Source organism: Parafrankia sp. EAN1pec (assembly GCF_000018005.1).
Lineage (GTDB): Bacteria > Actinomycetota > Actinomycetes > Frankiales > Frankiaceae > Parafrankia > Parafrankia soli.
The window spans coordinates 196,460-223,192 of sequence record NC_009921.1; the positions used below are offsets into that span (position 1 = coordinate 196,460).

General features: G+C 74.2%; 19 protein-coding genes, 1 pseudogene and 1 riboswitch. Of the genes and pseudogenes, 10 read left to right on the forward strand and 10 right to left on the reverse strand.

Translation table 11 applies throughout. The annotated features are described in order from the left end of the window. Positions 1-104: 104 nt before the first annotated feature. The 3 genes from larB to FRANEAN1_RS00795 all read right to left on the reverse strand — a co-directional run bounded on the left by larB (position 105) and on the right by FRANEAN1_RS00795 (position 3,401). Entirely contained in the window at positions 105-908 is an 804-nt protein-coding gene (gene larB, locus FRANEAN1_RS00785) for a nickel pincer cofactor biosynthesis protein LarB (RefSeq protein WP_012157608.1), read from the reverse strand. 155 nt (positions 909-1,063) lie between these two features. After that, a complete protein-coding gene (locus FRANEAN1_RS00790; RefSeq protein ID WP_012157609.1) occupies positions 1,064-2,005 on the reverse strand; it encodes an aminoglycoside phosphotransferase family protein in 942 nt (313 codons plus the stop codon). 43 nt (positions 2,006-2,048) lie between these two features. After that, positions 2,049-3,401: a hypothetical protein gene (locus tag FRANEAN1_RS00795; protein WP_012157610.1), complete on the reverse strand. Its 1,353-nt coding sequence runs from the start codon at positions 3,399-3,401 to the stop codon at positions 2,049-2,051. Positions 3,402-4,425: 1,024 nt separating this feature from the next. On the opposite strand from FRANEAN1_RS00795, the gene FRANEAN1_RS00800 reads away from it, so the two are divergent. From FRANEAN1_RS00800 to FRANEAN1_RS00830, 7 genes are all read left to right on the forward strand, one after another. Further along, positions 4,426-5,415: a GNAT family N-acetyltransferase gene (locus FRANEAN1_RS00800; protein ID WP_041255232.1), complete on the forward strand. Its 990-nt coding sequence runs from the start codon at positions 4,426-4,428 to the stop codon at positions 5,413-5,415. Then, entirely contained in the window at positions 5,412-6,326 is a 915-nt protein-coding gene (gene folP, locus FRANEAN1_RS00805) for a dihydropteroate synthase (protein ID WP_012157612.1), read from the forward strand. The genes FRANEAN1_RS00800 and folP overlap by 4 nt, the downstream gene beginning before the upstream one ends. Further along, positions 6,323-7,336 (forward strand): 2-amino-4-hydroxy-6-hydroxymethyldihydropteridine diphosphokinase, encoded by a 1,014-nt coding sequence (gene folK, locus FRANEAN1_RS00810; RefSeq protein ID WP_012157613.1) that lies wholly within the window; start codon positions 6,323-6,325, stop codon positions 7,334-7,336. The genes folP and folK overlap by 4 nt, the downstream gene beginning before the upstream one ends. Beyond that, positions 7,333-7,770: a DUF3180 domain-containing protein gene (locus tag FRANEAN1_RS00815; protein WP_012157614.1), complete on the forward strand. Its 438-nt coding sequence runs from the start codon at positions 7,333-7,335 to the stop codon at positions 7,768-7,770. The genes folK and FRANEAN1_RS00815 overlap by 4 nt, the downstream gene beginning before the upstream one ends. Positions 7,771-8,873: 1,103 nt before the next feature. Next, positions 8,874-9,236, forward strand: coding sequence for a hypothetical protein (locus FRANEAN1_RS00820; protein ID WP_041253524.1), 363 nt, complete (start codon positions 8,874-8,876; stop codon positions 9,234-9,236). 143 nt (positions 9,237-9,379) lie between these two features. Then, entirely contained in the window at positions 9,380-12,010 is a 2,631-nt protein-coding gene (locus FRANEAN1_RS00825) for a helicase C-terminal domain-containing protein (RefSeq protein WP_012157616.1), read from the forward strand. 150 nt (positions 12,011-12,160) lie between these two features. Beyond that, positions 12,161-13,798: a DNA repair helicase XPB gene (locus FRANEAN1_RS00830; RefSeq protein ID WP_012157617.1), complete on the forward strand. Its 1,638-nt coding sequence runs from the start codon at positions 12,161-12,163 to the stop codon at positions 13,796-13,798. Positions 13,799-13,851: 53 nt separating this feature from the next. On the opposite strand, the gene FRANEAN1_RS00835 is transcribed toward FRANEAN1_RS00830, so the two are convergent. The 3 genes from FRANEAN1_RS00835 to thrC all read right to left on the reverse strand — a co-directional run bounded on the left by FRANEAN1_RS00835 (position 13,852) and on the right by thrC (position 18,624). Further along, complete coding sequence (locus FRANEAN1_RS00835; RefSeq protein ID WP_012157618.1) at positions 13,852-14,445, reverse strand: Uma2 family endonuclease; 594 nt, start codon at positions 14,443-14,445, stop codon at positions 13,852-13,854. 740 nt (positions 14,446-15,185) lie between these two features. Further along, positions 15,186-16,808, reverse strand: a complete 1,623-nt coding sequence (gene groL / locus FRANEAN1_RS00840; protein WP_012157619.1) for a chaperonin GroEL — start codon at positions 16,806-16,808, stop codon at positions 15,186-15,188. A gap of 538 nt (positions 16,809-17,346) precedes the next feature. After that, a complete protein-coding gene (thrC, locus tag FRANEAN1_RS00845; RefSeq protein ID WP_012157620.1) occupies positions 17,347-18,624 on the reverse strand; it encodes a threonine synthase in 1,278 nt (425 codons plus the stop codon). Between the two features lie 7 nt (positions 18,625-18,631). Further along, positions 18,632-18,751: riboswitch (SAM riboswitch) on the reverse strand. Between the two features lie 202 nt (positions 18,752-18,953). On the opposite strand from thrC, the gene FRANEAN1_RS00850 reads away from it, so the two are divergent. Next, positions 18,954-19,754, forward strand: coding sequence for an HAD hydrolase family protein (locus FRANEAN1_RS00850; protein ID WP_012157621.1), 801 nt, complete (start codon positions 18,954-18,956; stop codon positions 19,752-19,754). A 119-nt stretch (positions 19,755-19,873) separates the two neighbouring features. Beyond that, the gene (locus tag FRANEAN1_RS00855; RefSeq protein WP_041253527.1) at positions 19,874-21,397 is read left to right on the forward strand and encodes a trehalose-6-phosphate synthase; all 1,524 of its coding nucleotides are present in this window, start codon (positions 19,874-19,876) and stop codon (positions 21,395-21,397) included. Between the two features lie 65 nt (positions 21,398-21,462). On the opposite strand, the gene otsB is transcribed toward FRANEAN1_RS00855, so the two are convergent. From otsB to FRANEAN1_RS40570, 3 genes and pseudogenes are all read right to left on the reverse strand, one after another. Continuing rightward, positions 21,463-22,350, reverse strand: a complete 888-nt coding sequence (gene otsB / locus FRANEAN1_RS00860; protein ID WP_012157623.1) for a trehalose-phosphatase — start codon at positions 22,348-22,350, stop codon at positions 21,463-21,465. Between the two features lie 55 nt (positions 22,351-22,405). Then, positions 22,406-23,062, reverse strand: a complete 657-nt coding sequence (locus FRANEAN1_RS00865; protein WP_012157624.1) for a LytR C-terminal domain-containing protein — start codon at positions 23,060-23,062, stop codon at positions 22,406-22,408. A gap of 9 nt (positions 23,063-23,071) precedes the next feature. After that, positions 23,072-23,347, reverse strand: a pseudogene (locus FRANEAN1_RS40570) (DUF3263 domain-containing protein); the annotation flags it as partial. A 647-nt stretch (positions 23,348-23,994) separates the two neighbouring features. Between FRANEAN1_RS40570 and FRANEAN1_RS36715 the strand changes: the two are divergent. After that, a complete protein-coding gene (locus FRANEAN1_RS36715; protein WP_012157626.1) occupies positions 23,995-24,450 on the forward strand; it encodes an RNHCP domain-containing protein in 456 nt (151 codons plus the stop codon). On the opposite strand, the gene FRANEAN1_RS00880 is transcribed toward FRANEAN1_RS36715, so the two are convergent. Continuing rightward, positions 24,395-25,651: a Glu/Leu/Phe/Val dehydrogenase gene (locus FRANEAN1_RS00880; RefSeq protein WP_012157627.1), complete on the reverse strand. Its 1,257-nt coding sequence runs from the start codon at positions 25,649-25,651 to the stop codon at positions 24,395-24,397. The genes FRANEAN1_RS36715 and FRANEAN1_RS00880 overlap by 56 nt on opposite strands. Between the last annotated feature and the right edge of the window lie 1,082 nt (positions 25,652-26,733).

A 26,733-nucleotide genomic window follows, 5' to 3' on the forward strand; every position in this document is an offset into this window, starting at 1 on the left:
GGCGTTGCCTGCGCCAGGCCGACCAGGTCCGGACGAAGTCGGCCGGGTGGAGTTTCCGTGTGTCTGCGCCGCCCGCGCCTGCCCCGGCTACCTCCGACTCGGTACTAGGCCCGGCGGGCGACCCGGGCGGCGAACAGGCCCGCGCCGAACCCGTTGTCGATGTTACATACCGCGATGCCTGGTGCGCAGGAGGTGAGCATTCCCAGCAGGGCCGCGAGCCCGCCGAAGCTCGCGCCGTACCCGACGCTGGTCGGCACGGCCACCAGGGGCACGCCGACCAGCCCGCCGATCACGCTCGGCAGGGCGCCCTCCATCCCGGCGATCACGACCAGGCAGTCGGCGCTGTCCAGGACCGGCCGCGCGGCCAGGACGCGGTGCAGGCCGGCGACACCGACGTCGCGGACCATCTCCACACCCGCGCCGGCGGCCTCCGCCGTCATGGCGGCCTCCTCGGCGACGGGTGCGTCCGAGGTGCCGGCGGCGACGATCACGACCCGGCCGCGGGGCTCCGGCAGCGGGCCGACGACCACCGTCGCCGGCCGCTCGTCGCCCGAGGCCGAGGCCGAGGCCGAGGAGCTGACCCGCGCGTCGGGCCAGCGTTCGCGCAGCGCCGCCACGGTGGCCGATCCGGCCCGGGTGACCAGCGTGGGCGTCCCGACTCCCGAGGCCCGGCGGAGCGTCTCGACGATGCCGACCGTCTCCGCCGCGGTCTTGCCCGCGCCGTAGACCACCTCAGGATCACCGGTGCGGATCCCGCGGTGGGTGTCCACGCGCGCGTAGCCGAGGTCGGTGAAACCCGAGCCGTCGCCGCCGAGCGGCCCCGCGATCAGCGCCGCGGCGGCATCCTCGGGATCGACCTGGCCGCTCGACACGGCCTTCAGCAGCGTCCGGAGGCGTTCGGAGTCCATGGGCCGATGCTGCCAGGGCAACGGCGGGCAGCGGTCCGCCGCCGGCGGCGGACCGCTGCGGGTGGCGGTCGGTCGCGGGTGGCGGTCGGTCGCGGGCGGCCGCGCCGTGTTGCCGCTTCCGAGGCCCTCCACCAGCGCTGGCACCGGCGTTGGCGTCAGCGATAAGGGGTCCAGACCGTCTGGTCGGAGCCCGAGCGGAGGCTGCCCACCCTGACCGCGAACTGGGCCGCGGCCGTCGGGCTGCTGGCGAGGATCGGGACGACGCTCGTCACCAGCTTCAGCTCGCGCACGGAGCGCAGCACCCCGAACCCCTCCCAGGCGGTGACGTCGAATCCGTAGGCGCGGGCCAGCTCGAGCTGCGGCGTGGGCGGGCGGCCGAAGCGCAGCGCGCCCACCGCCACCGGGACAAGATCCCACTCCGCCGGCCCCTGGCAGGTCGCGTCGAAGTCGCAGATCACGACCTCGCCCGTCGCCGACCGGATGAGGTTGCCCAGGTGCGCGTCCCCGTGGACGACGGTGCGCGGCAACGCGTACCGCACGGTCGCGAGCGCCTCGTCCACCCGCAGCGCGAGGTCCTCCAGGAACCGCCGGTCGTCGACGCCGAGCCCCTCGGCGTCGGAGAGTCGCCGCCGGACGTCGTCGAGCGGGTCCCACACCGGCAGCGGCGGATCGGGCGGTGGCAGGGCGTGCAGCCGGCGCAGGATGGCCGCCAGATCCCGGGCGCCAGCGGCTCCACCGGCCCCGCCGGGAGCCGCGGGCGCGCCGGTGGGAGGGGCCGCGTCGACCCAGACGGTGGCGACGTGCCCGTCCACGGTGACCGGGGCGGACAGGCCGGGGAACAGCCGGACCGCCGGCATCTCGTGCTCGGCGAGCCAGCGCGCGACCCGCACGACCTTCTCAACCCGGTGGTTCATCGCGGTGGAGCTGGCGATGCGCACGACCGCCGCCTCGCGGGGCAGCCGGTACACCGCGTTCACGGTCAGCTTGATCGGCTCGGCGTCGCGGTCGTCCAGGCCGACGCTCGAACAGATGCGACCGAGCGCGTGCCGCGACCGCTGCGCGCTGAAGCGGCCGGCGACACCTGGTTCGGGATCCACGGATCGGCCTCCGAGCGCGGGCCGGCCACGCCCGGCACCAGTACTAGAGATCCAGCGTCGGTGCCGGGACGGCGCCGGGATCAGGGCGCTGGCCCGATGCCGAGCGCTGCCATTCCCGCACGAATGCGGCCAGCTCCCTGACCTGTCGCACCTCGCCGTGCGGGGTGGTGGCGGCGAGCAGTTGGTCGGCCCGGCTGGAGACCGAGGCGACCGTGCGCCCCCAGGAGATGCCGATCGCGTCGGTCGCGAGCTCGCAGACGCCGTCGAGCTCGAGCCGGCCCTGGCGGGCCATCGCCAGGGCGAGGTCGAACCGGATCACCGACCGGAAGCCGGGCGCATTCATCGCGTCCAGCTTCGGCAGCGCCAGTTCGGCGTGCTCCTGGGCGGCACGCGGCCGGCCGAGCAGGCAGAGCGCGGTGGTCGCGTTGTAGGAGACCTCGACCGGGTGGAACGTGTCGAAGCTGGGTCCAGGCCGGCCCCAGCGGTCCGCCGGGATGGCGTCGGCCAGGTCGTAGGCGTGGTCGAGGCTGCCGGCCGCGCCGCGGACGTCCCCCATCGCCGCCAGCGCGCGGGCCTCCTGGCACACCAGACGGGCCCGGACGGGGCCGGAGCCCACGTGCCGCAGGCCGTCCCGGGCGAGGCGCAGGGCCTCGTCGGGACGCCCGCCGTAGAACTCGTTGACGGCCCCGACCTCGCGCGCGGAGCCGCACAGCGGGCCGTCGCCGGCCTCGAGGCCGGCCGCGTAGCCGTCGGCGGTGAGCTGGCGGGCGGAGGCGACGTCGCCCTGCTTGAAGGCCGCGTCGGCGCCGAGCACCGCGACCCGGCCGGCGAGCACGAGCAGCCGGCGGGAGTCCTCCGTTGCCATGGACCGGCGGCCGAGCCGCTCCAGGCCGCGCCGGAGCCGGGCCGTGCGCGCGCGCACGTGGGCGGGGGGGACCACCTCGTGGGTGTTCACCAGTTCGCCCAGCGCCTCGTTCGCGCGCTCGAGGGCGAGCTGTACCGGGCTGGCCGCGAGCACGTCCGCCACCTCCATGATCTGGCTCTGGGCGAGCAGCGCGCCCACGACGGCGGCCCCCGCGCACCGGTGGAACTGCCTGCGGTCAGCGGTGGCCCCCGCCACCTCGCGCTCGCCCGCGGAGCGGATCTCCTCCGCGGAGCTGACCTCGTCGGCGGAGCGGATATCGCCAGCTGGGGCGGGGGTTGGGGGCGGCGGGGCGGCCGCGCGGAGGCGCCTGGGGAGCTCTGGGTGCTCGGCCGTGTCCTCCGGCGCCTGCCGGCGCGGGGGCTCGGCCGGGTAGTCCTCGGGCCGGTCGTCCGGGGGAGTGCGGGCCGGGGGGATGAAGATCTCGTCGAATGCCGGCGCTGCCAGCGGTGGGAGTCCGTCCGACTGCGGCATGCCCTGATCCCTCCTGCGCGTCACGATGGGCGTTCGTGACCTTGCACTGTCAAGCTAGTGACAGCAAACCGACCGCGGCGAGGCATCGATGCAAGGGCACCGGACGGACCACGGTGATCGTGCTCGTCGTCCTGGGTGCGGGGCCGCGATCACCCGGGGCCGGGTGGCCGGCGGGCTGGTGCTCATCACGTGCGAACGCCGATGCTCGTGCGGATGGCCGTCCAACGATTGCGTCGTGCGGATGACATCGCCGGACGGCGGGTGCGGTTGTCGGGTGCACATGCCGATGCTACGGCGCTTGCGTGTCAGAAAGTGACGACCTTGCGTCACAGACATGTGGCTTGGTCGGCTTGTGTGAGGAATGTCCGAAACATGGGAGTTTGTGGGGCGAGTTGAGTTGGCCCGCCGTGGAAGCTTCCGGCGAAGGATTTACTCTGGGGATTGGCCCCCGCACGATGTTCTTTCCCTTGTGGGGCATATATAACGTTTTATCTTCGTCCGTGATCGGTCTGTCGGCCGGTAGTTGGGTCGGGTCGGTCGGAGCCCACTGAGCGCCCCCGGCCGCTCGCGCGTGTCCAGGAGTGACGAAGCTCCCGTTTTCTGAGTGTGGGTGGGACGCATGGCGATCGGTCGTCTCCGGACGGACCCGCGCGCCGCGCCGGCGGCCGTCGGCGCGGCGGCTTCGCGCGGTCCGGTGGCCACGCGCGGGCGGGCGGGCTCGGTGGCACCGGCCGAGCGGCCTGCCAGGCCGTTTGTGTCGTCCAGGACCCCCGCGATGCCACTCGGAGTCGCCGTGCCGCCGCTCATCGTGGCGCCGGGGCGTGCCGGCGGGCCGATGATGCCGTCCGCGTCGGCGGTGGTCCCGTTCGGGGGAGCCGGCTCGGTAGCCTCATCCTCGTGGTCGAAGTGTCCGCGAGGTGGCCCCGAGGTGTGCCGGCGTGCCCGTCCGGTGTCTCCGGCCACCCGGAAACGAGAACCCGTCGCGCGGCGGGCGCGCCGGGGTGGCTGCGCGTCCGGGGGCCCCGTGACCGCTGATCCGGCGAGTGTCGCGGGTGGCGATGCGCTGGTCGCGCCGAAGCGCGTGCTGCCCCCGGAGGACGTCGAGCTGGCCCGCGAGCTTGAGGAGGTCGCACACCGCGCCTGGCCGCCGCTGCGCGAGTGGACCCACGGCGGGTGGGTGCTGCGGGAGTCCGCGGGCTCCTCCCGCCGGGGTAACTCGGTGTGGGCCCGTGGCGACGTCCCCGACCTGGCCGCGGCGCTGCGCGCGGTCCACTCCTTCTATACGGCGGCCGGCCTGCCGCCGACGTTCCAGATCACCCCGGTGGCCCGGCCCGCCGGCCTGCTCGACGCGCTGGATGCCGCGGGTTACGACGACGGCGGCCCGACCGACGTCTGCGTCGCTCCCCTGGCCGCCCTGCGCGCGCCCCGACCGGACGCCGCGGAGCACCGCCCCGGGCCGGCGGGCGGGCCGGGCGCTGACCGCCGCGTCGAGTCCGCCGCCGCCGACCTGCCCGACGAGCGCTGGCTCGCGGTGGCGGGGGACGTCCTGGCCACGTTCGCCGGCCAGCGCGTCGGCACGCTCGCGGTGGTTCGCGCGATGGCGCTGCCCCAGCGCTACGTGACGGTCTTCGTCGACGGCCGTCCGGTCGGCGTCGGGCGCGGGGTCCTGGACGGCAGCTGGCTCGGGATCTACAGCATGGCCACCCTCCCGGCCGCCCGCGGCGTGGGCGTCGCCGGCCGCACGCTCGCCGAGCTCGCGCACTGGGCCGGGGCGCGGGGGGCCGAGCGCGCCTACCTCCAGGTCGAGCGGCACAGCGTGGTGGCGCGCGGGCTCTACGCCCGGCGCGGGTTCCGTCCCGTCTACGGGTACAGCTACCGGCGGCTGCCGGCACCGTCCGGGCTCCAGCGCAGCGCCGTGGCGCCCCGCGTGGCGACGGAAAACGTGGCATCGGAAAACGTGGCATCGGCGTGGCCTGCGGCCGGCCGAGCTGGCGGCGGGACGGCCAGCCGATGACCGGACCCCGTGACGACCTGTTCGCCCCGGACGCCCCAACCCGGGTGATGGGCGTCGTCAACGTCACACCGGACTCGTTCTCCGACGGCGGCGCCTACCCGGATCCGCATGACGCCGTCCGGGCCGCGCAGCTCATGATCGAACAGGGCGCGGACGTCATCGACGTCGGCGGCGAGTCGACCCGTCCCGGAGCGCCGCGCGTGGTGGCCAGCGAGGAGCTGCGCCGGGTGCTCCCGGTGGTGGCCCAGCTCGCCTCCGCCGGCGTCCCGGTAAGCGTGGACACTAGCCGCGCCTCGGTCGCCTCCGCGGCCGTGGACGCCGGCGCCCTGCTGGTCAACGACGTCTCCTGCGGCCGGAACGCGGAGCTGCTGCGCATCGTCGCCGACCGCGGCGTCCACTACGTGCTGATGCACTCCCGCGGGTCCAGCACGGACATGGCCGCCCACGCGGTCTACAACGATGTGGTGACCGACGTGGTGGGCGAGCTCGCCGCCCGGCTGGACGTCGTCCTGGCGGCCGGCGTGGCGGAGGACAAGGTGATCATCGACCCGGGCATCGGGTTCGCGAAGACGCCGGCGCACAACTGGGCGCTGCTGGCGAACCTCGGCGCCGTCGCCTCCCTCGGCCGGCCGCTGCTCGTCGGCACCTCGCGCAAGTCGTTCCTCGGCGCGGCGGTGAGCGGCCCGGGCGAGCTGCCCCGCCCGGCGGACGAGCGCGACGACGCCACCCAGGCCACGACCGCTCTGCTGGCGGACGCCGGGGTCTGGGCGGTGCGGGTGCACGCGGTCCGCCCCGCGGTGGACGCCGTCCGCGTGGTGCGGGCCTGGCAGCAGGCCGCCCGCGCCTCCGGGGCCGGCCGGCCCCGCGCGGCCGTGTCCGGCAGCGCCCCCGCGGCTGGACCATCCCGATGACCGCTCCGGCCGGCGGTGTCCCGACCGGCGGTGTAGCGGCAGACGCGGCCCGGCTCGACCGGATCGCCCTGACCGGCCTGCGCGTGCACGGCCGGCACGGGGTGCTGCCCGCGGAACGGGAGCTCGGGCAGTTCTTCGTCGTCGACGCCACGCTCTGGCTGGACACCGGCCCGGCGGCGGCCACCGACGACCTCACCCTCACCGTGCACTACGGCGAGCTGGCGCAGGCCCTCGCCGACATCGTCGCCGGCGAGCCCGTCGAGCTGATCGAGACCCTGGCGCACCGGCTGGTCCGGGCCTGCCTGGCGGCCGACCCGCGGGTGGCCGCCGCCGAGGTGACCGTGCACAAGCCCGCCGCCCCGATCACCGTCGCGTTCACGGACATCGCCGTGACGGTGGCCCGCTCCCGGGACGCCGCCGTGACCACGGGCCCTTCCCGGGAGGTGGCCGCGACGTGCTCCCGGGACGTCGCCGCGGCCGCCGGGCCGTCCGCCGCGGGCGCGAGTGCGAGTGCGGGGCACGCGGTGGTCGCCATCGGTTCCAACATCGGCGACCGGCTCGCCCACCTGCGGGGCGCCGTCCGCGACCTGGACGCCAGGCTGGGCGTGCTCGCCGTCTCCGCCGTGTACGAGACCGAGCCGGTCGGCGGCCCCGAGCAGGACGACTACCTCAACGCGATCGTCCTGGTCGGCGCCGCGCCGCCGCGCGACCTGCTCGCCGCGGCCCGCGCCGCCGAGCGGACCGCCGCGCGCGAGCGCACCATCCGCTGGGGCCCCCGCACGCTGGACGTCGACATCATCGCCTGCGGCGACACCCGCAGCGACGATCCGGAGATCCTGCTGCCGCACCCGCGGGCGCACGAACGCCTGTTCGTCTGCGTCCCCTGGCTGGACGTCGAACCGGACGCGATGCTGCCCGGGCACGGCCGGGTGGCGGACCTGGTCGCGCGCCTCTCGGTGGTGCCGGGAGCGGCCGCGCTCCGGCGCACCCCCCACGGGCTCGGTCGGTGAGGCCGACCCACATCCGTGATCTCCTCGCGATCGCGGTGGCGGTCGGGGCGGTCGTCTACGCGCTGTTGTGGTGGAGCTACCAGTCGCTCCCGCAGCTGCCGGCGACGGCGTCCGTCTCGGTACTGCTGGTCGGGCTGATCGAGCTGCAGACCGCGTCGCTGACCCGCCGCCGCCTCGCCGGCCGGCCGGGCACCCGCCCGATCCTGCCGCTGACCGTCGCCCGCCTCGCGGCGCTCGCCAAGGCGACGTCGGTCGTCGCCGCGGTGCTGGCCGGCGGGTGGACGGCCCTGCTCGCCTACACCGCCCCGCGGACCGACGAGTTCGGCACGGCGGGCGGGGACGCGCTGGCCGCCGGCCTGGGCCTGAGCGCGACGGTGGTCCTGCTGGCTGGTGGGCTCGTCCTCGAGCGCGTGTGCCGAATCCGCGACCGCTGAGCGGACAACTCACTTCGGCTCACTTCGGCGGTGACCCTGCCGGGCTCCGTCGCCGGTTTCGCCGGCCGTAACTCGCTGTTGCCTGGGTGCTTGTCTGTTGCGCGATTGGCCGGGTTACTCTGGGATGTGGTTGCTCGGATCCACCTCGACCAACGGCGTGTGTAGCTCGACTTGCCCAGGGTGCGGCAGAACCTGTCCTGAGTGTCATGGCGGTGGATGTCACCGTCATCGTCGGTCTCGTCGTCGTGGCTACGTTGTCGGGTTCGCGTGGTGGGCGTGGCACGGTCGAGGTTGAACGGATCGACCAGGTCGGGGGCGTCTGACGGGAAGGTGCGGGCGTGGTCGCTCAAGGCCGGGGTTCTCCCGCCGAGCCCGGTGCGGGCCGGGCCGGTGCAGGTGGCGGCACGGACCACGTCCCCTTCGAGGACGATCAGCGGCCTGGGGCGGGCCGTTCCGGGGGGGCTGCCAGTGGTCCCAGGCAGTCGGTCGGGGTGGGCCGTCCGCGGCAGGCCGGCGCCCGCCTGGTGACCTTCGGGAACCTGCGCACCAGCGGCCCGGGGACAGACCCGGGCGCGGCACCCCCGCCCGTTCCGCTGCAACCGGCCGCCCCGAGCTCTCCCCGCTTCTCGCCGGACGGCTTCCCGTCGGGTTACGGCCCGCCGGCTGATGGCCCGCCGGCTGATGGCCCGCCAAGCCACGGTCCGGTCGGTTATGGTCCGCCGGTTTACGGCTCTCCGGGAGCCGGTCGTACCGGCGGCGCTCCGTCTGGATTCGACCCCGCGGACATGGTGACCGCGCCGGCTACGGACGGCCCGGTAAGGTCGGCCCCCGCCGGCCCGCGCTCCGTCAGGCCGCAGCCCCCCGGGCCCCGGCGTGACCGGACGCCGCCGCCCTTCTCACCTGGGGTGGACGACGACGAGCTCACGACGCGGCCGTCGGTGGGCCGGCCGCCGGGCCCCGCGAGGCCGTCCGGACTGGAGCACGCGAGAGCGGCTGGACCAGCGCCCGTGAGAGCGGCCGGGCCGGGGCCCGTGAGAGCGACCGGGCCGGGGCCCGTGAGGGCGGCCGGGCTGGAGCCGCGGAGGGCGGCCGGGCTGGAGCCCGTGAGCACCACGGGCTACCAGGAGCGGGTCGCAGACCATCCCCCCGACGGGTACTCCGTACCGGGCGCGGGGTACCGCGGGGTGCCGGACGAGGGCTACCGCCGGCCGGGTGAGCTGCACGAGCTGCCCCGTCGGTTCGACCATGACCCCGACGAGGCGCCCGCGCCCGCCCCCCGGCGCCGCCGGAACCCCGTGCTGACGCTGGTCAAGATCGTCCTGGTCGGCGCGATGATCGTAATCGGCGTCTCGGTGGGCCGTGCGCTGGCGCTGCCCGGCGATCAGGGCAGCCTGTCCCGCATGGCGGACTGGGCCCGCGACAACCACCTCTCGGTCGTCGTGGACCAGGTCGACCGCCTGCGGTGACCGATCCGCGAACGGACCCCCTCGATCCAACCGACAGTGCCGCTGATCTGTGGGAAACCGTCGGCACGCCAGGCTCCGGGCAGGCGGCCTCCGGACAGGTCCGCGCTTACACCCCGTCTGGCGAGGCAGCTACCGTCATCAGGATGTCCCCGTCGACAGGCCGGGTCCCGGGCCCGCCCGGAACGCTCGCCCACTGGCTGCGCGCGCTGCCGGACGACACCCTGGTCCGGCTGTTCAGACTCCGGCCCGATCTCGCCACCCCGCCCCCACCAGACTTCGACATCCTCGCGGCGCGGCTGGAGATCCGCGGCAGCGTGAGTCGGGCGCTGGAGCGGCTGGACACCTTCACCCTCGAGGTCGTCCAGGCGCTGACGCTGCTGCCGAGCCCGGTCTCCGTGGCCGAGCTGACCGCCTTCTGCGGCGGGCTCGACCTGCGTGCCGCCCTCGAGAGCCTGCGGGAGCGACTCGTCGTCTGGGGCCCGGACGAGGCGTTGCGCCTGGTCGGCGTCGCCTTCGACCTGCTGGGCGAGCGTCCGCTCGGGTTGGGGCGGCCGGTGCGGGCGTGCCTGGCCGGCTACCGGCAGGCGCAGCTCGCCCGGGTGGCGGCGGCCGTGGGGCTGCCCGACGCGGTGTCCGACGGGTTGTCCGCCAGCTCGGGCGGCCTCGGCGACTCGGACGACTCCGATCTCGATCTCGATCTCGACTCCGAATTCCACCTTGGTGCCGGCAGCCATCCCGTCCGGCGCGAGAGCATGATCGAGATGGTGTCGGCCGCCTTCGCGGACCCTCACCGCGTCGCCGCCCTGCTCGACGGGTGCTCGGCGCGGGCGCGGCGGCTGGCCGAACGGCTCGCTGCCGGCCCGGCGCTGGGCGCTACCAGCGACGCCGAACGTCTGCTGAGTGTGTCCTCCGCCCGCAGCCCCGTCGAGGAGCTGCTGGCCCGCGGGCTGCTCATCGGCATCGAGCCGGGCACCGTCGAGCTGCCCAGGGAGGTCGGCCTGGTGCTGCGCGGCGCCGACCAGGCCGGGCCGCTGCATCCCGAGCCGCCTGAGGTCACCGGCCGCGAGGTGGGGGCGGGCGCCGTCGACCCGGCCGCCGCGCTGGCCGCCGACGCGCTGGTCCGCGCGGTCACCACGCTGCTCACCGCCTGGGGGAGCACCCCGGTCACCCCGCTGCGCACCGGCGGGCTCAGCGTGCGCGACCTCAAGAACAGCGCCCGGCTGATGGACGTCCCCGAGACCGAGGCGGCCGTCGTCATCGAGGCGGCGGCCGCGGCCGGGCTGGTCGACCTGACACCCGGCACCGACGTCCAGTTCGTGCCGACCAACGTCTACGACCGGTGGTGCACCGAGACGGTGGCCATGCGGTGGGCCGTCCTCGCCGAAGGGTGGCTGCGCTCGCCGTCGGCGGCCTGGCTGGTCGGCGGGCGCGACGAGCGCGGCCGGCAGATCGCCGCGATGTCCCTCGACGCCCGCCGTCCCGGCGCCCCGGACCTGCGCGCCGATGTGCTGCGCGTCGTCGCCGCCGCGCCGGAGGGCTTCGCGCCCACCCCCGAGTCGGTGCGCGCCCGCCTGGCCTGGCGTTCCCCACGCCGGACGGGCCCGCTGCTCGACGGGATGATCGGCGGGACGCTCACCGAGGCCGAGGTGGTCGGGTTCACCGGGCGTGGTGCGCCCAGCACCCTCGGGCAGCTCGTCGCGCGCCGCCTCGCCGCCGCCGAGGCCGACGACCCGGGGCGTGGCTCCGGCAGGTCCCCGGCGGCCGACGAGGGGCTGTGTCGCCTGCTCGCCGACGCGATGGCCCCGCTGCTGCCCGAACCCGTCGAGGAACTGCTCATCCAGACCGACCTGACGGCCGTCGCCCCCGGCCCGCTCGTGCCGCGGGTCGCCGCCGAACTGTCCCGGATGGCTGACATCGAGTCCGCGGGCGCGGCCACCGTGTACCGCTTCACCGAGAGCTCGCTGCGGCGCGCGATGGACGCCGGCAGCTCCGCCGACGACCTCCACGACCTGCTGGGCCACCTCGCCCGTGGCGGCGTCCCGCAGTCGCTGACCTACCTGATCGACGACACGGCCCGCCGGCACGGACGGTTGCGGTCCGGGCCGGCCGCCTCCTACCTGCGCTGCGACGACACCGCGCTGCTCACCGAGGTCGTCGCGTCCCGGCGCACCCAGGCCCTCGCGATGCGCCGGGTGGCCCCGACGATCGTCATCTCCCCCCTACCGGTGTCCGACCTGCTGGAAGGACTGCGCGCGGCCGGTTTCGCCCCGGTGGCGGAGGCCCCGGACGGGCGCATTGTGCTGGCCCGCCCGGAGGTGCACCGCACCCCCGCCCGCGCCCGCCCGCCCGCCGCGGAGTCCGTCCCGACCAGGTCGAACCAGCTGCGCGACGTCGTCCGTCTGGTGCGCCGGGGCGACGACAGCACCCGCGCCGCGCGGGCGGCGCAGGACGCCGCGGGGGCGCAGCTCGGGCTCGCACGCTCCGCCCCGGTGATCCTGGTGATGCTGCAGGGCGCGGTCCGGGACCGCCGGCGCGTCCTGCTCGGCTATGTCAACCAGCAGGGGACTCCCAGCGACCGGGTCGTGCGCCCGACGCTGCTGGAGGGCGGTTGGCTCACCGCGTGGGACGAGCGCAGCGAGGCTCCCCGCCGCTTCGCCCTGCACCGGGTGACCGGGGTGGCCGACATCGACGACCCGTTCGGCGGCCCGCCGGTGCCCGACACCGGCGACTGGGTGGTTCCGCCGGCGGCCGACGACCTGCCCGGCCCGCGCTGACCGGTCGGGTTGTACCCGTACGCTGGTGGCGGGCCCGTGGTGACTGCGCGGCGGGCTGGCGGAGGGTACCTGCCGCCGCCGGTTGTACCAACGGGTGCCGGTCGTACCGACGGGCGCGGTGGCGCGGAACACGCGGAAGGCGGTGGCGGCTTGCCGGATGGTCCCCTGATCGTCCAGTCGGACAAGACCCTCCTGCTGGAGGTCGATCACCCGCTCGCCCCGGAGGCACGGGCGTCGATCGCGCCGTTCGCGGAGCTGGAGCGCTCGCCCGAGCACGTGCACACCTACCGGGTGACGCCGCTCGCGCTGTGGAACGCCCGCGCGGCCGGGCACGACGCCGAGCAGGTCGTCGACGCCCTCGTCCGCTACTCGAGGTACGCCGTCCCGAACGCGCTGCTGGTCGACGTCGCCGACACGATGGACCGTTACGGGCGCCTCCGGCTGGAGAACGACCCCGTGCACGGCCTGGTGATGCGCGCGCTGGACAGGGCCGTCCTGACCGAGGTGACCAGGGCCAAGCGGGTAGCGCCCATGCTCGGTGCCCGGGTCGACGACGACACGGTGATCGTGCACCCGTCCGAGCGCGGCCGGCTCAAGCAGGCGCTGCTCAAGGTCGGCTGGCCCGCCGAGGATCTCGCCGGCTACGTCGACGGCGAGAAGCACGAGATCGTGCTGCGCGAGGAGGGGTGGTCCCTGCGGGACTACCAGAAGGGCGCGGTGGCCGGCTTCTGGGAGGGCGGCTCCGGTGTCGTGGTCCTTCCCAGCGGCGCGGGCAAGACGGTCGTCGGCGCCGCGGCGATGGCCCGCGCCGGCGCTACCACGCTGATCCTGGTCACCAACACCGTCGCCGGTCGGCAGTGGCGCACCGAGCTGCTGCGGCGGACCACGCTGACCGAGGACGAGATCGGCGAGTACTCCGGCGAGCGTAAGGAGATCCGTCCCGTCACCATCGCCACATACCAGGTGATGACGGCCCGCCGGAAGGGTGAGTACCTGCACCTGGAGCTGTTCGGCGCGCGTGACTGGGGCCTGATCGTCTATGACGAGGTCCACCTGCTGCCCGCCCCGGTCTTCCGGATGACGGCGGACATCCAGTCCCGCCGTCGCCTGGGGCTGACCGCCACGCTCATCCGCGAGGACGGCCGCGAGGGGGACGTGTTCTCCCTCATCGGGCCGAAGCGCTACGACGCTCCGTGGCGCGATATCGAGGCCCAGGGCTGGATCGCGCCGGCGGAGTGCACGGAGGTCCGGGTCACGCTCACCGACGACGAGCGGATGACCTACGCCGTCGCCGAGCCGGAGGAGCGGTACAAGGTCTGTTCCACCGCGCACAGCAAGAACCTGGTCGTGCGCCGGCTCGTCGAGCGCCACGCCGACGACCGGGTGCTGGTCATCGGCGCCTACCTGGACCAGCTCGACGAGCTGGGGCGCCTGCTCGACGCGCCGGTGATCCAGGGCTCCACTCGCAACAAGGAACGCGAGCGGCTCTTCGAGGCCTTCCGGACCGGCGAGATCACGACGCTGGTCGTGTCGAAGGTCGCCAACGTCTCCATCGACCTGCCGGAGGCCGGGGTGGCCATCCAGGTCAGCGGCACCTTCGGTTCCCGCCAGGAGGAGGCCCAGCGCCTCGGCCGGGTGCTGCGGCCCAAGGCGGACGGCCGCTCCGCGCACTTCTACACCGTGGTCTCCCGGGACACCCTCGACCAGGAGTACGCCGCGCACCGTCAGCGCTTCCTGGCCGAGCAGGGCTACGCCTACACCATCGTCGACGCCGACGACGTGGCCTGACGGCCGGCGCCTGAACGAGGGGACCCGCGGCCGGGGCCTGACGGCCGGGATGGTCAGTCGTCGGGCGGGTCGATGAGCTCGGCCGGGGTCACCGTCACCGGGAACGGCCGCAGGACGCTGAGCTCCTCGTCGCCGCACACGATGCCGGCCGGCACGTAGTCGCGGCCGACCAGCTCGAACGCCTCGATCGTCGCCGAATCCGGGTCAACGAGCCAGCACACGGGAACCCCGTGCTCCCGGTACACGTCGAGCTTCAGCGTGCGGTCGTAGCGGCGGGTGCTGGCGTCGGCGACCTCGACCACGCCGAACGGCGTCTCGGTGATCCGCCGCCGGTCGGGGTCGCCGACCGCGACCACGGCCACGTCCGGCACGAGCAGGCACCGGGGCGACAGCTCGACCTGGACGCCGGTGAACACCTGTGCGCCCGAGGTCGCCGCCTGGGCGAGCAGCGCCCGCAGCCGATCGGTGACCCGGGCCCGCAGCGGAGTCGGCCAGGGGCGGGTGACACACAGCCCGTCGAGCACCTCGACGCGCGCGTCCTCCAGGGCCGTCGCGTCGAGATCCGCGACGGACACCGGCGGGGCCGGCAGCGTAAGGGTCGGGCGGTGGGATCGCAGTGGGGTGGGAGCCTGAACCACAGTGCTCATCGTGCCCGTTGCTCCGTCCGCTGTCGAAGGTGTGGGTGTCGACCCGCCGATGACGCACGTCGGCGCGCCGGGGCGCAGCCGTCCGGTTGTCGTCTGCCAGTGCTCCCCCGATGATCCTCCGTGGACGGACTTGCGGCCGCGCGGCGAGGTTGGGACGCCCACGGATTGTCCGGGTCGTCCGGGCCGGGCGCTTCGGACCGCCGAGCACCCGATGGTGCTTGTCGCACTGGCTCCTTCGGTGTGGGAGAAGCGGTCCGATAACGGGGCCTAAGTCCAGAAAGGTCGATTTCATACCCGTGATCTGTGTCCTGGTGAAGCGCCGACCTCTTGTTGATCTAATTACTCCCTGGTAACTTCACGTCCAGTCGATCAGGGCTGGCTCATCCGGCCCGGGACCGACCGGGGCGACTCTTTGCGGTATCCCTTCTCCGGCCGCCTGGGAGCGGCTGGAGGGAGATTCCGTGGGGGACGCCTCGCACCGCGGGAACTGACCGCGCCGGCTCCGTCCCCAATCGGCGCATCCCGCGGGCGGTCACCCGCCGCCGTGGCACCTCCCACCCGGCGGCCGGGTGACCGACTACCACGCCCCCGGACCACCACGCCCCCGGACCACCGTCCCCGCTCGAGCTTCCGGGCTGCCGGCGGAAGAAGCCCCGGGCTGCCCGGAAACGCCGAAGGGCGGCCCCGGCCGTGGCCGGGACCGCCCTTCTGTGCTCGTCAGAGAGCGTGGGGGAGAGGACTCAGAAGTCCATCTCGCCGCCGCCACCCGGCATGGCCGGGGCCTTGTCCTTCTCCGGCTTGTCCGCGATGACGGCCTCGGTGGTGAGGAAGAGGCCGGCGATCGACGCGGCGTTCTGCAGCGCCGAGCGGGTGACCTTCGCCGGGTCGATGATCCCGGTGGCGACCATGTCGACGTACTCGCCGGTCGCCGCGTTCAGGCCGTGCCCGGTCGGGAGGTTGCGCACCTTCTCGACCACGACGCCGCCCTCGAGACCGCTGTTGAACGCGATCTGCTTGATCGGCGCCTCCAGGGCGAGACGGACGATGTTCGCACCGGTGGCCTCGTCGCCGGAGAGGTCGAGCTTCTCGAAGGCGCTGGTCGCGGCCTGCAGGAGCGCGACGCCACCGCCGGCGACGATGCCCTCCTCGACCGCGGCCTTCGCGTTCGAGACGGCGTCCTCGATGCGGTGCTTCTTCTCCTTGAGCTCGACCTCGGTGGCCGCGCCGACCTTGATGACCGCGACGCCGCCGGCGAGCTTGGCCAGCCGCTCCTGGAGCTTCTCGCGGTCGTAGTCGGAGTCGGACTTCTCGATCTCGTTGCGGATCTGGTTGACCCGCCCCGCGATCTGGTCCGCGTCGCCGGCACCCTCGACGATGGTGGTCTCGTCCTTGGTGATGACGACCTTGCGGGCCCGGCCGAGCAGGTCGACGGTGGTGCCCTCGAGCTTGAGGCCGACGTCCTCGGAGATGACCTGGCCGCCGGTGAGGACGGCGATGTCGGTCAGCATGGCCTTGCGGCGGTCACCGAAGCCCGGCGCCTTGACCGCGGTGCTCTTGAACGTGCCGCGGATCTTGTTGACGACCAGGGTGGCCAGGGCCTCGCCCTCGACGTCCTCGGAGATGATGGCCAGCGGCTTGCCGGCCTGCATGACCTTCTCCAGGATCGGGAGGAGGTCCTTGACCGCGGAGATCTTGCTGTTCGCGATCAGGATGTACGGGTCGTCGAGGACAGCTTCCATGCGGTCGGTGTCGGTGACGAAGTAGGGCGAGATGTAGCCCTTGTCGAAGCGCATGCCCTCGGTGAGCTCGAGCTCGAGCCCGAAGGTGTTGCTCTCCTCGACGGTGATGACGCCTTCCTTGCCGACCTTGTCCATCGCCTCGGCGATCATGCTGCCGATGGCCGGGTCACCGGCGGAGATGGAGGCGGTGGAGGCGATCTGCTCCTTGGTCTCCACGTCCTTGGCGACGCTGGAGAGCTCCTCGGAGACACGCTCGACGGCGGCCTCGATGCCCTTCTTCAGGCCCATCGGGTTCGCGCCGGCGGCGACGTTGCGCAGGCCCTCGCGCACCAGAGCCTGGGCGAGAATGGTCGCGGTGGTGGTGCCGTCACCCGCGACGTCGTTGGTCTTCTTCGCGACTTCCTTGACGAGCTCCGCGCCGATCTTCTCGTACGGGTCCTCGAGCTCGATCTCCTTGGCGATGCTGACGCCGTCGTTGGTGATCGTGGGGACGCCCCACTTCTTCTCCAGCACGACGTTGCGACCCTTGGGGCCGAGCGTGACCTTGACCGCGTCGGCCAGCTGGTTCATGCCGCGCTCCAGGCCGCGCCGTGCCTCCTCGTCGAAGGCAATGATCTTCGGCATGGTGTCTGGGTCCTCCCAGGGGGATGGCAGTTCGATGGCCTGGCCACAACGACGCCCGCGACGGACGGCTCCGACCCGGCCCCCGTGCGAACGGAAGGATGACCAGGAAGCCTCGTCGTTTCAGCCCTTGGCACTCCCATGGGGAGAGTGCCAACTCCTGTTTAGCACTCGGCATGGGTGAGTGCAAGCTCGCCTCCCCCGTGTCCCACCGGCGTGGCGGCAGGCCACCGAGGCCTCCCCGCCTGCGGCGACACCCACGGGAAATCGGTGTGGCCCCAGGCGGAATCGGTGTCGAACAGCGCCATCCTGACCAGCCGCGCACAACTCCACGCCCGGCTACGCGCACACCGACGCCGACCGACCCACCATCGGGCTCCGTTCGGCCCGCGACCGGCCCACCACCGGTTCGGGCTGGTCCGACGAGAGCCCCGGGTGTCACCGTTCCGCGGGCGCCCGGGAACTGCCGTTCCGCGGGCGCCCGAGAATCGCGGTTTCGCGCGGGTCCGGGCGCCGACGCTTCGTCGGGGAGAGCGGGAGGCTAGTCGTCGCCGAGGCCGGCGGCCTCGAACGCGGAGAGCGAGGGCGGGATCGTGGCGGTGGGACCACCTGTGGAGACCAGGGGGTCGAGGGTCTTCAGCCCGTCGCCGGTGTTGTAGATCACCGTCTCGACGTCCGGGTCGAGGAGGCCTTCGTTCAGCAGGCGGCGCAGGCAGGCGACGGTGACGCCGCCGGCGGTCTCCCCGAAGATCCCCTCGGTGCGGGCCAGGAGGCGGATGCCGTCCACGATCTCGTCGTCGGTGACGTCGGTGATGGCGCCGCCGGTGCGGCGGGCGACGTCGAGGGCGTAGGGGCCGTCCGCCGGGTTGCCGATCGAGAGGGACTTGGCGATCGTCGACGGCTTCACCGGGGCGACCGTGTCGGCGCCGCGGGCGTAGGCGGCGGCGACGGGGTTGCAGCCGGCGGCCTGGGCGCCGAAGACCTTGTACGGGGTGGGCTCGACGAGCCCGAGGCGGCCGAGCTCACCGAACGCCTTGTCGACCTTGGTCAGCAGGGAGCCGGAGGCGATCGGCACCACGACCTGGCCGGGGATGCGCCAGCCGAGCTGCTCGGCGACCTCGTAGCCGAGCGTCTTCGAGCCCTCCGCGTAGAACGGCCGGACGTTGACGTTGACGAACGCCCACTCGTACTCGCCGGCCAGCTCGCTGCACAGCCGGTTGACGTCGTCGTAGTTGCCCTTGATCGCGACGAGGGTGCCGCCGTACACGGCCGTCGACACGGTCTTGCCGGCTTCCAGGTCGTGCGGGACGAGCACGACCGAGCGCAGGCCGGCGGACGCGGCGTGGGCGGCGACGGACTGGGCGAGGTTCCCGGTGGACGCGCAGGCGACGGTGTGGAAGCCGAGCTCGCGGGCGGCGGTGAGGGCCACCGAGACGACCCGGTCCTTGAACGAGTGGGTCGGGTTCGCGCTGTCGTCCTTGACCCACAGGGTGCGCATGCCGAGCTCGGCGGCGAGGCGCTGGGCGGGTCGCAGCGGGGTCCAGCCGGCGTCGAGCGAGACGCGCCGTTCGGCGACGTGCCCGGCGGGCAGCAGGCCGACGTACCGCCACAGGTTGGACGGCCCGGCCTCGATCGACGCCCGGGTGACCTTGCGCAGCCGGTCCTCGTCGTAGGCGATCTCGAGCGGCGCGAAACACTCGACGCAGACGTGGGTGGCCGACAGCGGGTAGGTGGCACCGCAGTGACGACAGGACAGCGAGACGGCGGGGTTGGCGGCGTCCGGGCTCGGGAGAGTGGCGCGCTCGGGCGCGAGAGTCATGCGGAACTCCTCATCTTTCCCGGGAGCCGGCTGCGTCCCGGGTCGGAATTAGCACCTGCCGCGCATGGATGCGACGGTGGTTGCCGGGGCTTCGCTGGGCCGTTCCCTCTGCCCCTCTGGATGAGCCAGATGAAGTTGTCTGTCCGTACTGTAGACCGCGTGCGGACAGGCGTGCACCGGAGTTCCAGCGGTTTGCCGTGTGCCACAGGTGCTTCGATGACACGTCCTGAGGTGGGCCGCGGTCGGGTCGAGGGGCCGTGTGCCCGCGTCACCTGGGCCGCTTGCCGCCGGCCGCGATCTCGCCGGACCGACACCAGGGAGCCCGAAGCGTGAGCGTTCGCGTGGTCTACACCGATCTCGACGGAACGATGGTTGGCCCGCGGGGCTGCTTCTTCCGGGCCGAGGGCGGCGACACCACCCTTGACCCCGCCCGCGCACTCGTCGACCTGCACGACGCGGGCATCGCGCTGGTGCTGGTCTCCGGGAGGACGAGGCCGCAGCTCGTGGAGGCCGCCGGGATCTTCGGCGCCGACGGGTTCATCGGCGAGCTGGGCGCGATCATCGGATGGAACACCGGGCTCGACACCGAGATCCTGCGCGGCGCGATGCCCGACTCGTTCGAGCGGGTGCCGGAGAGCCTGCTCGACGAGCTGACCAAGCTGCACCCCGGCCGCCTGGAGCTGCACACCCCCTGGCACACCGGCCGCGAGGTGGACGTCATGCTGCGTGGCCGGATCGATGTCGCCGAGGTGGACGGCTGGCTGGCCGAGTCCGGTTTCGGCTGGCTGAGCATGCGCGACAACGGGCTCATCTCACCGGCGCACATGCCTGATCTCGGGGTGCACCCGCACGTCTACCACCTGGTGCCGGACGGCGTCAGCAAGGGCGACGCCGTCGCGCACGACCTCAAGCGGCGCGGGGTGGACCCGGCCGAGGCGATCGCCATCGGCGACTCCGCCAGTGATCTCGCGATGGCCCGTTCGGTGGGGCGGATGCACCTGGTGGCCAACGCGGTGCGCCACCCGGACATCGCCGCGCTGCTCCCGGCCTACGACAACGTGGTGGTCGAGGACGGCCCGCTCGGCGCAGGTTGGGCCACCGCAGTGCGCGCCGCGCTCGGCGCCGGCTGACCGCGGGCCCCGTCGCGGCGGCCCTGCCGGGCCGGCATTCCGGCGGCGCGCACCCGCGGTGCTTGCGGGTGGCGCCCCGACAGGGCACCCGATGGCCTACGCTCCGCTGTGTGCGTCACATGCTGGGCATCGGGGAGTTCACGGCGCCCGGGAGCGAGTACCCGGCCCAGGCCGATCTGCTGATCGCGTCGAACCGGGGGCCGGTGTCGTTCGTCGTCGGCGACGACGGCCTGCTGCATCCCCGGCGCGGCGGCGGCGGTCTGGTCAGCGGCCTGGCCCAGGTCGTCCAGGACACGCCCGAGGACGGCCGGGAGATCGTCTGGGTCTGCGCGGCCCTCAGCGACGCCGACCGGCGGGCCGCCCGCTCCGCTCCGGGCGGCCGTATCGACCGCAGCGGCTACGACACCGGCGGCGCCTCGGTGCGGATGCTGGACCTCGACCGCGTGCTGTTCGACCGCGCCTACAACGCGGTCGCCAACCGGACGCTCTGGTTCGTCCTGCACCTGTTGCACGCGCCGGCGACGGAGCCGAGCTTCGGCGCGTCCTTCCGCAAGGACTGGGCCGCCTACGAGGCGTACAACGCGGCGTTCGCGGACGCGCTGGCCGAGCTGGCGGCGCCGGGGGCGTGCGTGCTCGTCCAGGACTACCACCTGACGCTGGTCCCCGCCCGGCTGCGCCAGATGCGGCCGGACCTGCGGATAGCCCATTTCAGCCATACGCCGTGGTCCCCGCCGGAGTACTTCCGGATGCTGCCCGACGATGTGTCCGCGGCGATCCTGCACGGCATGCTCGGGGCGGACCGGCTCGGCTTCCTCGCCCCGGCGTGGGCGGCGGCCTTCCGTGACTGCTGCGCCGAGATCCTCGGCGCCGAGGTGGTGGGCGACACCGTCACCGCCGGCGGGCGCACCGTGCGCACCAGCCTGTACCCCCTCGGAGTGGACGCCGCCGAGCTGCGGGACCGCGCCGCCCGCCCCGACGTCCGTGCCCGCGCGGCCGAGCTGCGCGAGCTGGCGGGGGGCTGCCGCCTGGTGGTCCGGGTCGACCGCACCGAGCTGTCCAAGAACATCGTCCGCGGCCTGGACGCCTACCGCGAGCTGCTCCGCTCGCACCCGGAGTGGCACGGCCGGGTCATGCACCTGGTGTGCGCCTACCCGTCCCGCCACGACCTGCCCGAGTACCGCGAGTACACGGCGGCCGTCCAGCGCCTCGCCGCCGAGATCGAGGACGAGTTCGGGACGGACACCTGGCTGCCGGTGCACCTGGAGATCAACGACGACTTCCCGCGCTCGCTGGCCGCCATGACGCTCGCGGACGTCCTCGTGGTGAACCCGATCCGGGACGGGATGAACCTCGTCGCCAAGGAGGGGATGGTGGTCTCGGCCGACGGCGGGGTCCTCGTCCTCTCCCGGGAGGCGGGGGCGTGCTCGCAGATGGGCGCCGACGCGGTCGTGGTGAACCCGTTCGACGTGACGGCCACCGCGGAGGCGATGCACACCGCGCTGGTCATGCCGGCGGCCGAGCGGCGCGAGCGGGCCCGGCGGCTGGCCGCCGTCGCCGGTGAGCTGCCGCCGCGGGCCTGGTTCCGGGCGCAGCTGGACGAGATCCGCGGCCACGCGCCGGCGGAACCGGACCGCGCCGGCTGATCCGGTTCCCCGGGGTCAGGCCCCGAGCGGCCGTCCCGGGTCACGCCTCGAGTCGACGTCGCGGGTCAGGCGCCGAGGCGGTCGGCGAGTACCTCCAGCAGGGTGACCATGCCGGTCGGGCCGCTGACGACCAGATCCGCCCGCTCGCGCAGCACGTCGGGCACCTCCGGGCTGTCGCTGCACACGGTGATCGCGCCCAGGCCGCCGGCCCGCAGCTCGTCGACCGCCTCGAAGGCGGGGAGATCCCCGTAGTCGTCGCCGGCGACGAGGACGGACCGGGCCGCCCGCTCGGCGACGAGCCCGCGCAGGGCACGGCCCTTGTCGTGACCGGGCGGGCGCAGCTCCAGGACCCGCTTGCCCGGCGCCGCCTCGAGCCCGTACTCCTCGGCGAGCCTGGTCAGCGCCGGGGTGAGCGCCGCCAGCGCGGCGTCGGGGTCGGCGGTCCGCCGCACGTGGACGACCAGCGCGTGCCGCTTGTCCTCGACCGACGTCCCGGCCGGGGCGTCGTGCAGTGCGTCCGGCAGGGCCGAGCGCAGCGCCTCCACCCCGGGCAGTGGTTCCGGGGCGGTGGTCTGCCGGGTCTCGGCGTCCCACCGCTGCAGCCCGTACTGGCCGAGGACGAGCAGGTGCCCGAGATCGGTGAACCGCTCCGCCCCGGTGAGCTCGAGGACGGCGTCCACCGGCCGGCCGGTGATGATCGCGACGGTGCCGACGCGGCGGGAGATCCGCCCCAGCGCGGCCATCGCGCCGGGCGCGGGCACCGCGTCGGAGGGCCGGGAGACGATCGGGGCGAGGGTGCCGTCGTAGTCGAGGGCGACGAGCGCCTTGTCCGGCGTCGTCAGCAGGGCGGCCAGGCCGGCGCCGCCGGCCAGGGTGCGCGGGGCGGGGGCAGGCTCGGCGGTGGCGTGGGCACCCGCGGGAGCGGGCGGCGAGGGCGCGGAGGAGTCGGTCACGATCCCTTCCCGGTCACGTCGTTTGTGAGGGATGGTGGCTGCTGGTGGGCCGTTGTCAGGGCTGGTCGTCGGTCGGGAAGTCACGGGTGACGACCAGGATCAGGGTGTCGGTCTCGATGATCCTCGTTTCTGCGCGGGGCACCATGCGCTCGACGCCGGGAACCGTCTCGAGCAGGGTGCGCGCGGCGTCGGCGTCCTCGGGATCGTAGAAGACGGTCGAAACCGGCACGTTGTACTGGCCCAGGTAGTTGCCGACCCGTTCGACCCGGAAGCCGGCCGCCTCCACCCGGTTGGCGGCGCTGTCCGCGAGACCCGCGATCCGGGAGTTGTTCAGCACGACGACGGGCGCGAAGACCTTCGGCGCCCCGGTGCCCGGGGCCGCGGGTGGCTGCGCCGGGGCGGATTGCGGCGTCGGCGACGGCCGCGGGCCGGGTGTCGGGCTGGGCGACCGGCTCGGGGTCGCCCGCTCCGACGGCGTCGGGCTGGAGGAGTCCTCGGGGCGGTCTACGCCCTGCGCCGGCTCGCCCGAGGGGGCGGCGGGCTCGCCGGTCACCGCCGGGGCGGCGCCGTCGTCAGAGTCGCCGGACCCGTTGAACAGGTTCACCAGCAGAATTCCGGCCAGTACGGCCAGCACGGCCACCAGGGCGGCACCTGCCATGCGCAGGCGGTCACCACCCGGGTGCCGGGAGAAGTCGTGGGAGCCTCTGGGCACGGGCTCTCCTCAGGCGTCGTCGGAACCGTCGTCGCCGGGCTCACCGGCGTCGTCCACATGACCGGCGCGGGCGCGCCGGCGTTGCTCGCGCAGCCGCCGCAGTCGGCGGACGAGCATCGGGTCGGCGGCCAGCGCGGCCGGCGAGTCGATCAGAACGTTCAGGATCTGGTAGTAACGGGTTGACGACAGGCCGAACTCCGCCCGGATGGCGGCCTCCTTGGCGCCGGGATAGCGCCACCACTGGCTTTCGAAGGCGAGGACCCGGGCTTCCCGTTCCGTCAGCCCGTTGGCGCCGCGCCCGTTCTCACCGGAGCCACCCTCGCCGCCGCCGGTCGCGCTCCCGCCCGCCGCGCCGCCTGCCGCCGCCTGGCTGGGCCCGGAGTTCTCCGGCCCTGAGCCGGTTGGCCTGGAACCTGCGGGCCTGGAACCTGCGGGCCCTGGATCCGCGGGCCTGGAGCCGGTGGGCCCGTGATCTACGGGTCCGGCGTTGGTGGGCCTGGAGTTCGCAGGCCCGGAACCCGCGGGCCTGGTGCCGGCGGGGCCGGAGCCGCCTGGGCCGGTGTGGCCGGTTCGGCCGCCGGGGCCCGTGTCCGCGGAGCCGCTCCGCCCCGGGCGCGGCGACGAGGTCGGGCCCGGGACACTTCGGCGCCGGGCCTCGGCATGGGCGGCGTCCACGCTGGGACCTCCTTGTGGGCCGCCTCGCTACGGAGGCGCTCAAGCGGGCGTACGCGCACCACGGTCGCGTGGTCGCCGCCCACTATTTCACCCTGTGCGTCCGACATCCCCGTTCGTTCCCGGGACACACCCTGGCGCGTCGGTCACGCTGCCCCCGCACGGACCCGTTCGGTGGCACGGACCCGTCGGTGGCACGGAGCCCGTCCGGTGGCGCCCAGGCCGGGCGGCCCGGGCGCGCCCTGCCCTACCGTTGAACTGTGCAACCGCCTGAGGACGGGCCTGGTGCCGCCCGGGGCGCCGACGACGGCCGCCGGTTCGCCCGGACGCCGGAGGACTTCGCGTGCCTGGTGTGCGGCGCCACCGTGCGCGGCGACGGGTACACGAACCACTGCCCGGCCTGCCTCTGGTCGCGGCATGTCGACGTCAACCCCGGCGACCGCGCGGCGCCGTGCCGCGGGCTGATGCGTCCCGTCGGGGTGGAGATGCGCGCGCGCGAGACCGTCCTGACCCACCGCTGCGAGAGCTGCGGGCACCTGCGGCGCAACCGGACCTCGCCCGCCGACGCCGAGTCCGCGCTGTTCGCGCTGGCCGCCCGGGTCGCGGACGAGGTGAGCCTGCGGGGCCCGGGCGACGCCGGCCTCAGGGGTGGGGCGGCCGTCAGGGGTACAGGCCGCGGGTCCGGTGCGCCTCGGCGACGCGGGCGACCCCGATGATGTGGGCGGCCGTCCGCAGGCTCACCCGCCGTTCGCGGGCCAGCGCCGACACCTCCTGGTAGGACCGCTGCATCAGAGCGCGCAGCCGGTCGTTGACCTGGTCCTCGGTCCAGAAGTACGCCTGGATGTCCTGCACCCACTCGAAGTAGGAGACGGCGACCCCGCCGCCGTTGGCGAGGATGTCGGGGACGATCACCGTCCCCTTGCCCGTCAGGACGTGGTCCGCCTCGGCGGTGACCGGCCCGTTCGCGCCCTCGACGATCAGCGGTGCCCGGACGCGGTCCGCGTTGCCGGTGTTGATGACCCCCTCCAAGGCGGCGGGGACGAGCATGTCGACGTTCAGCTCGAGCAGCTCGGTGTTGGTGATCGTGTCGGTGCCCGGGTAGCCGACGACGGTGTCGGCCCCGCGGGCCAGGTGGCGGATCAGCGCGGACGGGTTCAGCCCCGCCCGGTTGTGGATGCCGCCCTTCACGTCCGACACCGCGACCAGCCGGCAGCCGGCGTCGTGCAGGTACTGGGCGGCCAGGGCGCCCACCTTGCCGAACCCCTGGACGGCGACCGTGGTCTCCCGAGGATCCCGGCCGAGCTCGCGCAGCGCGGCGAACGCGGCGAGCTGGACCCCGCGGCTGGTCGCCCCGGCACGCCCGGCGGACCCCCCGATGGACAGCGGCTTGCCCGTGACGACTCCCGGGGCGGTGTGGCCGGTGTGCGTCGAGTAGGTGTCCATGATCCAGGCCATGGTCTGCTCGTCGGTGCCGACGTCCGGGGCCGGGATGTCCTTGTCCGGCCCGATCAGGGGGACGAGCTCGGCGGCGTACCGGCGGGTCATCCGCTCCCGCTCCTGCCGGGAGAGCAGCCCGGGCTCGACCGCGATGCCGCCCTTCGCGCCGCCATAGGGGATCCCCATCAGCGCGCACTTCCACGTCATCCACATGGCCAGCGCCTTGACCTCGTCCAGGTCGCAGGCCGGGTGGTAGCGCAGCCCGCCCTTGGCCGGCCCGCGGGCGAGGTTGTGCTGAACGCGGTAGCCGGACAGGACAAGCAGCTGCCCGTCGTCCCGCAGCAGCGGGACGGAGACGGTGATCGACCGCCGCGGCGTGCGCAGCAGGTCGTGCATGCCGTCGTCGAGACCCAGGTGCTGGGCCGCGTCGGCGAGCTGCACGCACGCCGTGTCCCAGGCGGAGCCGGTCCCGAGGATCACAGAACACCTCCGCGGCGCGTCCGGCCACCCGTAACGCGCGGAGCGCGCCGTCGGGCTCCGCGCTCACGGGCGCAAATGCGCACCGTGGAGTGACTCCTGCTGTCGGTAGCAGGTACGTGGGCTCGAGGCACGTAACCGCTCGTGTGACGCTAGGTTGCGCAGCGTACTCGCATGGCTACGACTGTCCCACGTCGGCACCGCGCTCGCCGCCGCGACCGGTACCTTCCGGGGATCGTGAACAGCGCGGGAGTAGCAGGTCCGGCAGGACGGGCGCGCGGCCCGGCACGCTGGTACGCGGCCCTGCGAGGACGGCCGCTGATCGTCCGGTGGGTTGTCAGCCGGGCCATGCTGCTCACCCTGGCGCTGGCCGGCCAGGTGTTCGGCGCGCAGCAGAGCGTTCTCGGTGATGTCGATCTCTACCGGGAGTGGGGCCACACGCTCGTCGGTGACGGGACGGTGCCCGGGGACGAGAAATGGCAGTACCCGCCGGGCGCGGCGGTCGTCCTGGCGCTGCCCGCGGTGCCGCGCGAGCTGGCCGGCGTCCCGTATGAGGTGTCCTTCTACCTGCTGATGCTCGTCGTGGACGCGGTGCTCACCCGGGCGCTGGCCCGCCGCTCACCCGCGGCAGCCCGGTACTGGCTGCTGGCCACGCTCGCCCTCGGCCCGGTGATGCTGACCCGGTTCGACCTGGTGCCGGCGGCCGCGGCGCTGGCCGCGGTCCTCGCCCTGGACGGCTCCGCGCCCGGTGGCGCCCATGGCTCCGGTGACGCTGAGCCTCCTGATGGCGCTGGTCGGCCGGGGCACTCCCGGCGCCTCCGCCCGTTCAGTTCTTTCGGTGCGCTTGGTTCACTCGGTCGTTTCGGTGGCTGGGTGGTGCTGGGCGTGGCGGTGAAGGTGTGGCCCGGGTTGCTCCTGGTGGCCCTGGGACGACGCGGGCTGACGCGCCCGGGCTCGCCGGTGCTGGGCCGGGTGGCGCGGATCGTGGCGGGCGCGGGTGTGACGGCGGCCGTCCTGGCCGCCATCCTCGTGCTCGCCGGTTGGTGGCGGGGCGCGCTGGGGTTCCTGGACGCGCAGAGCGCCCG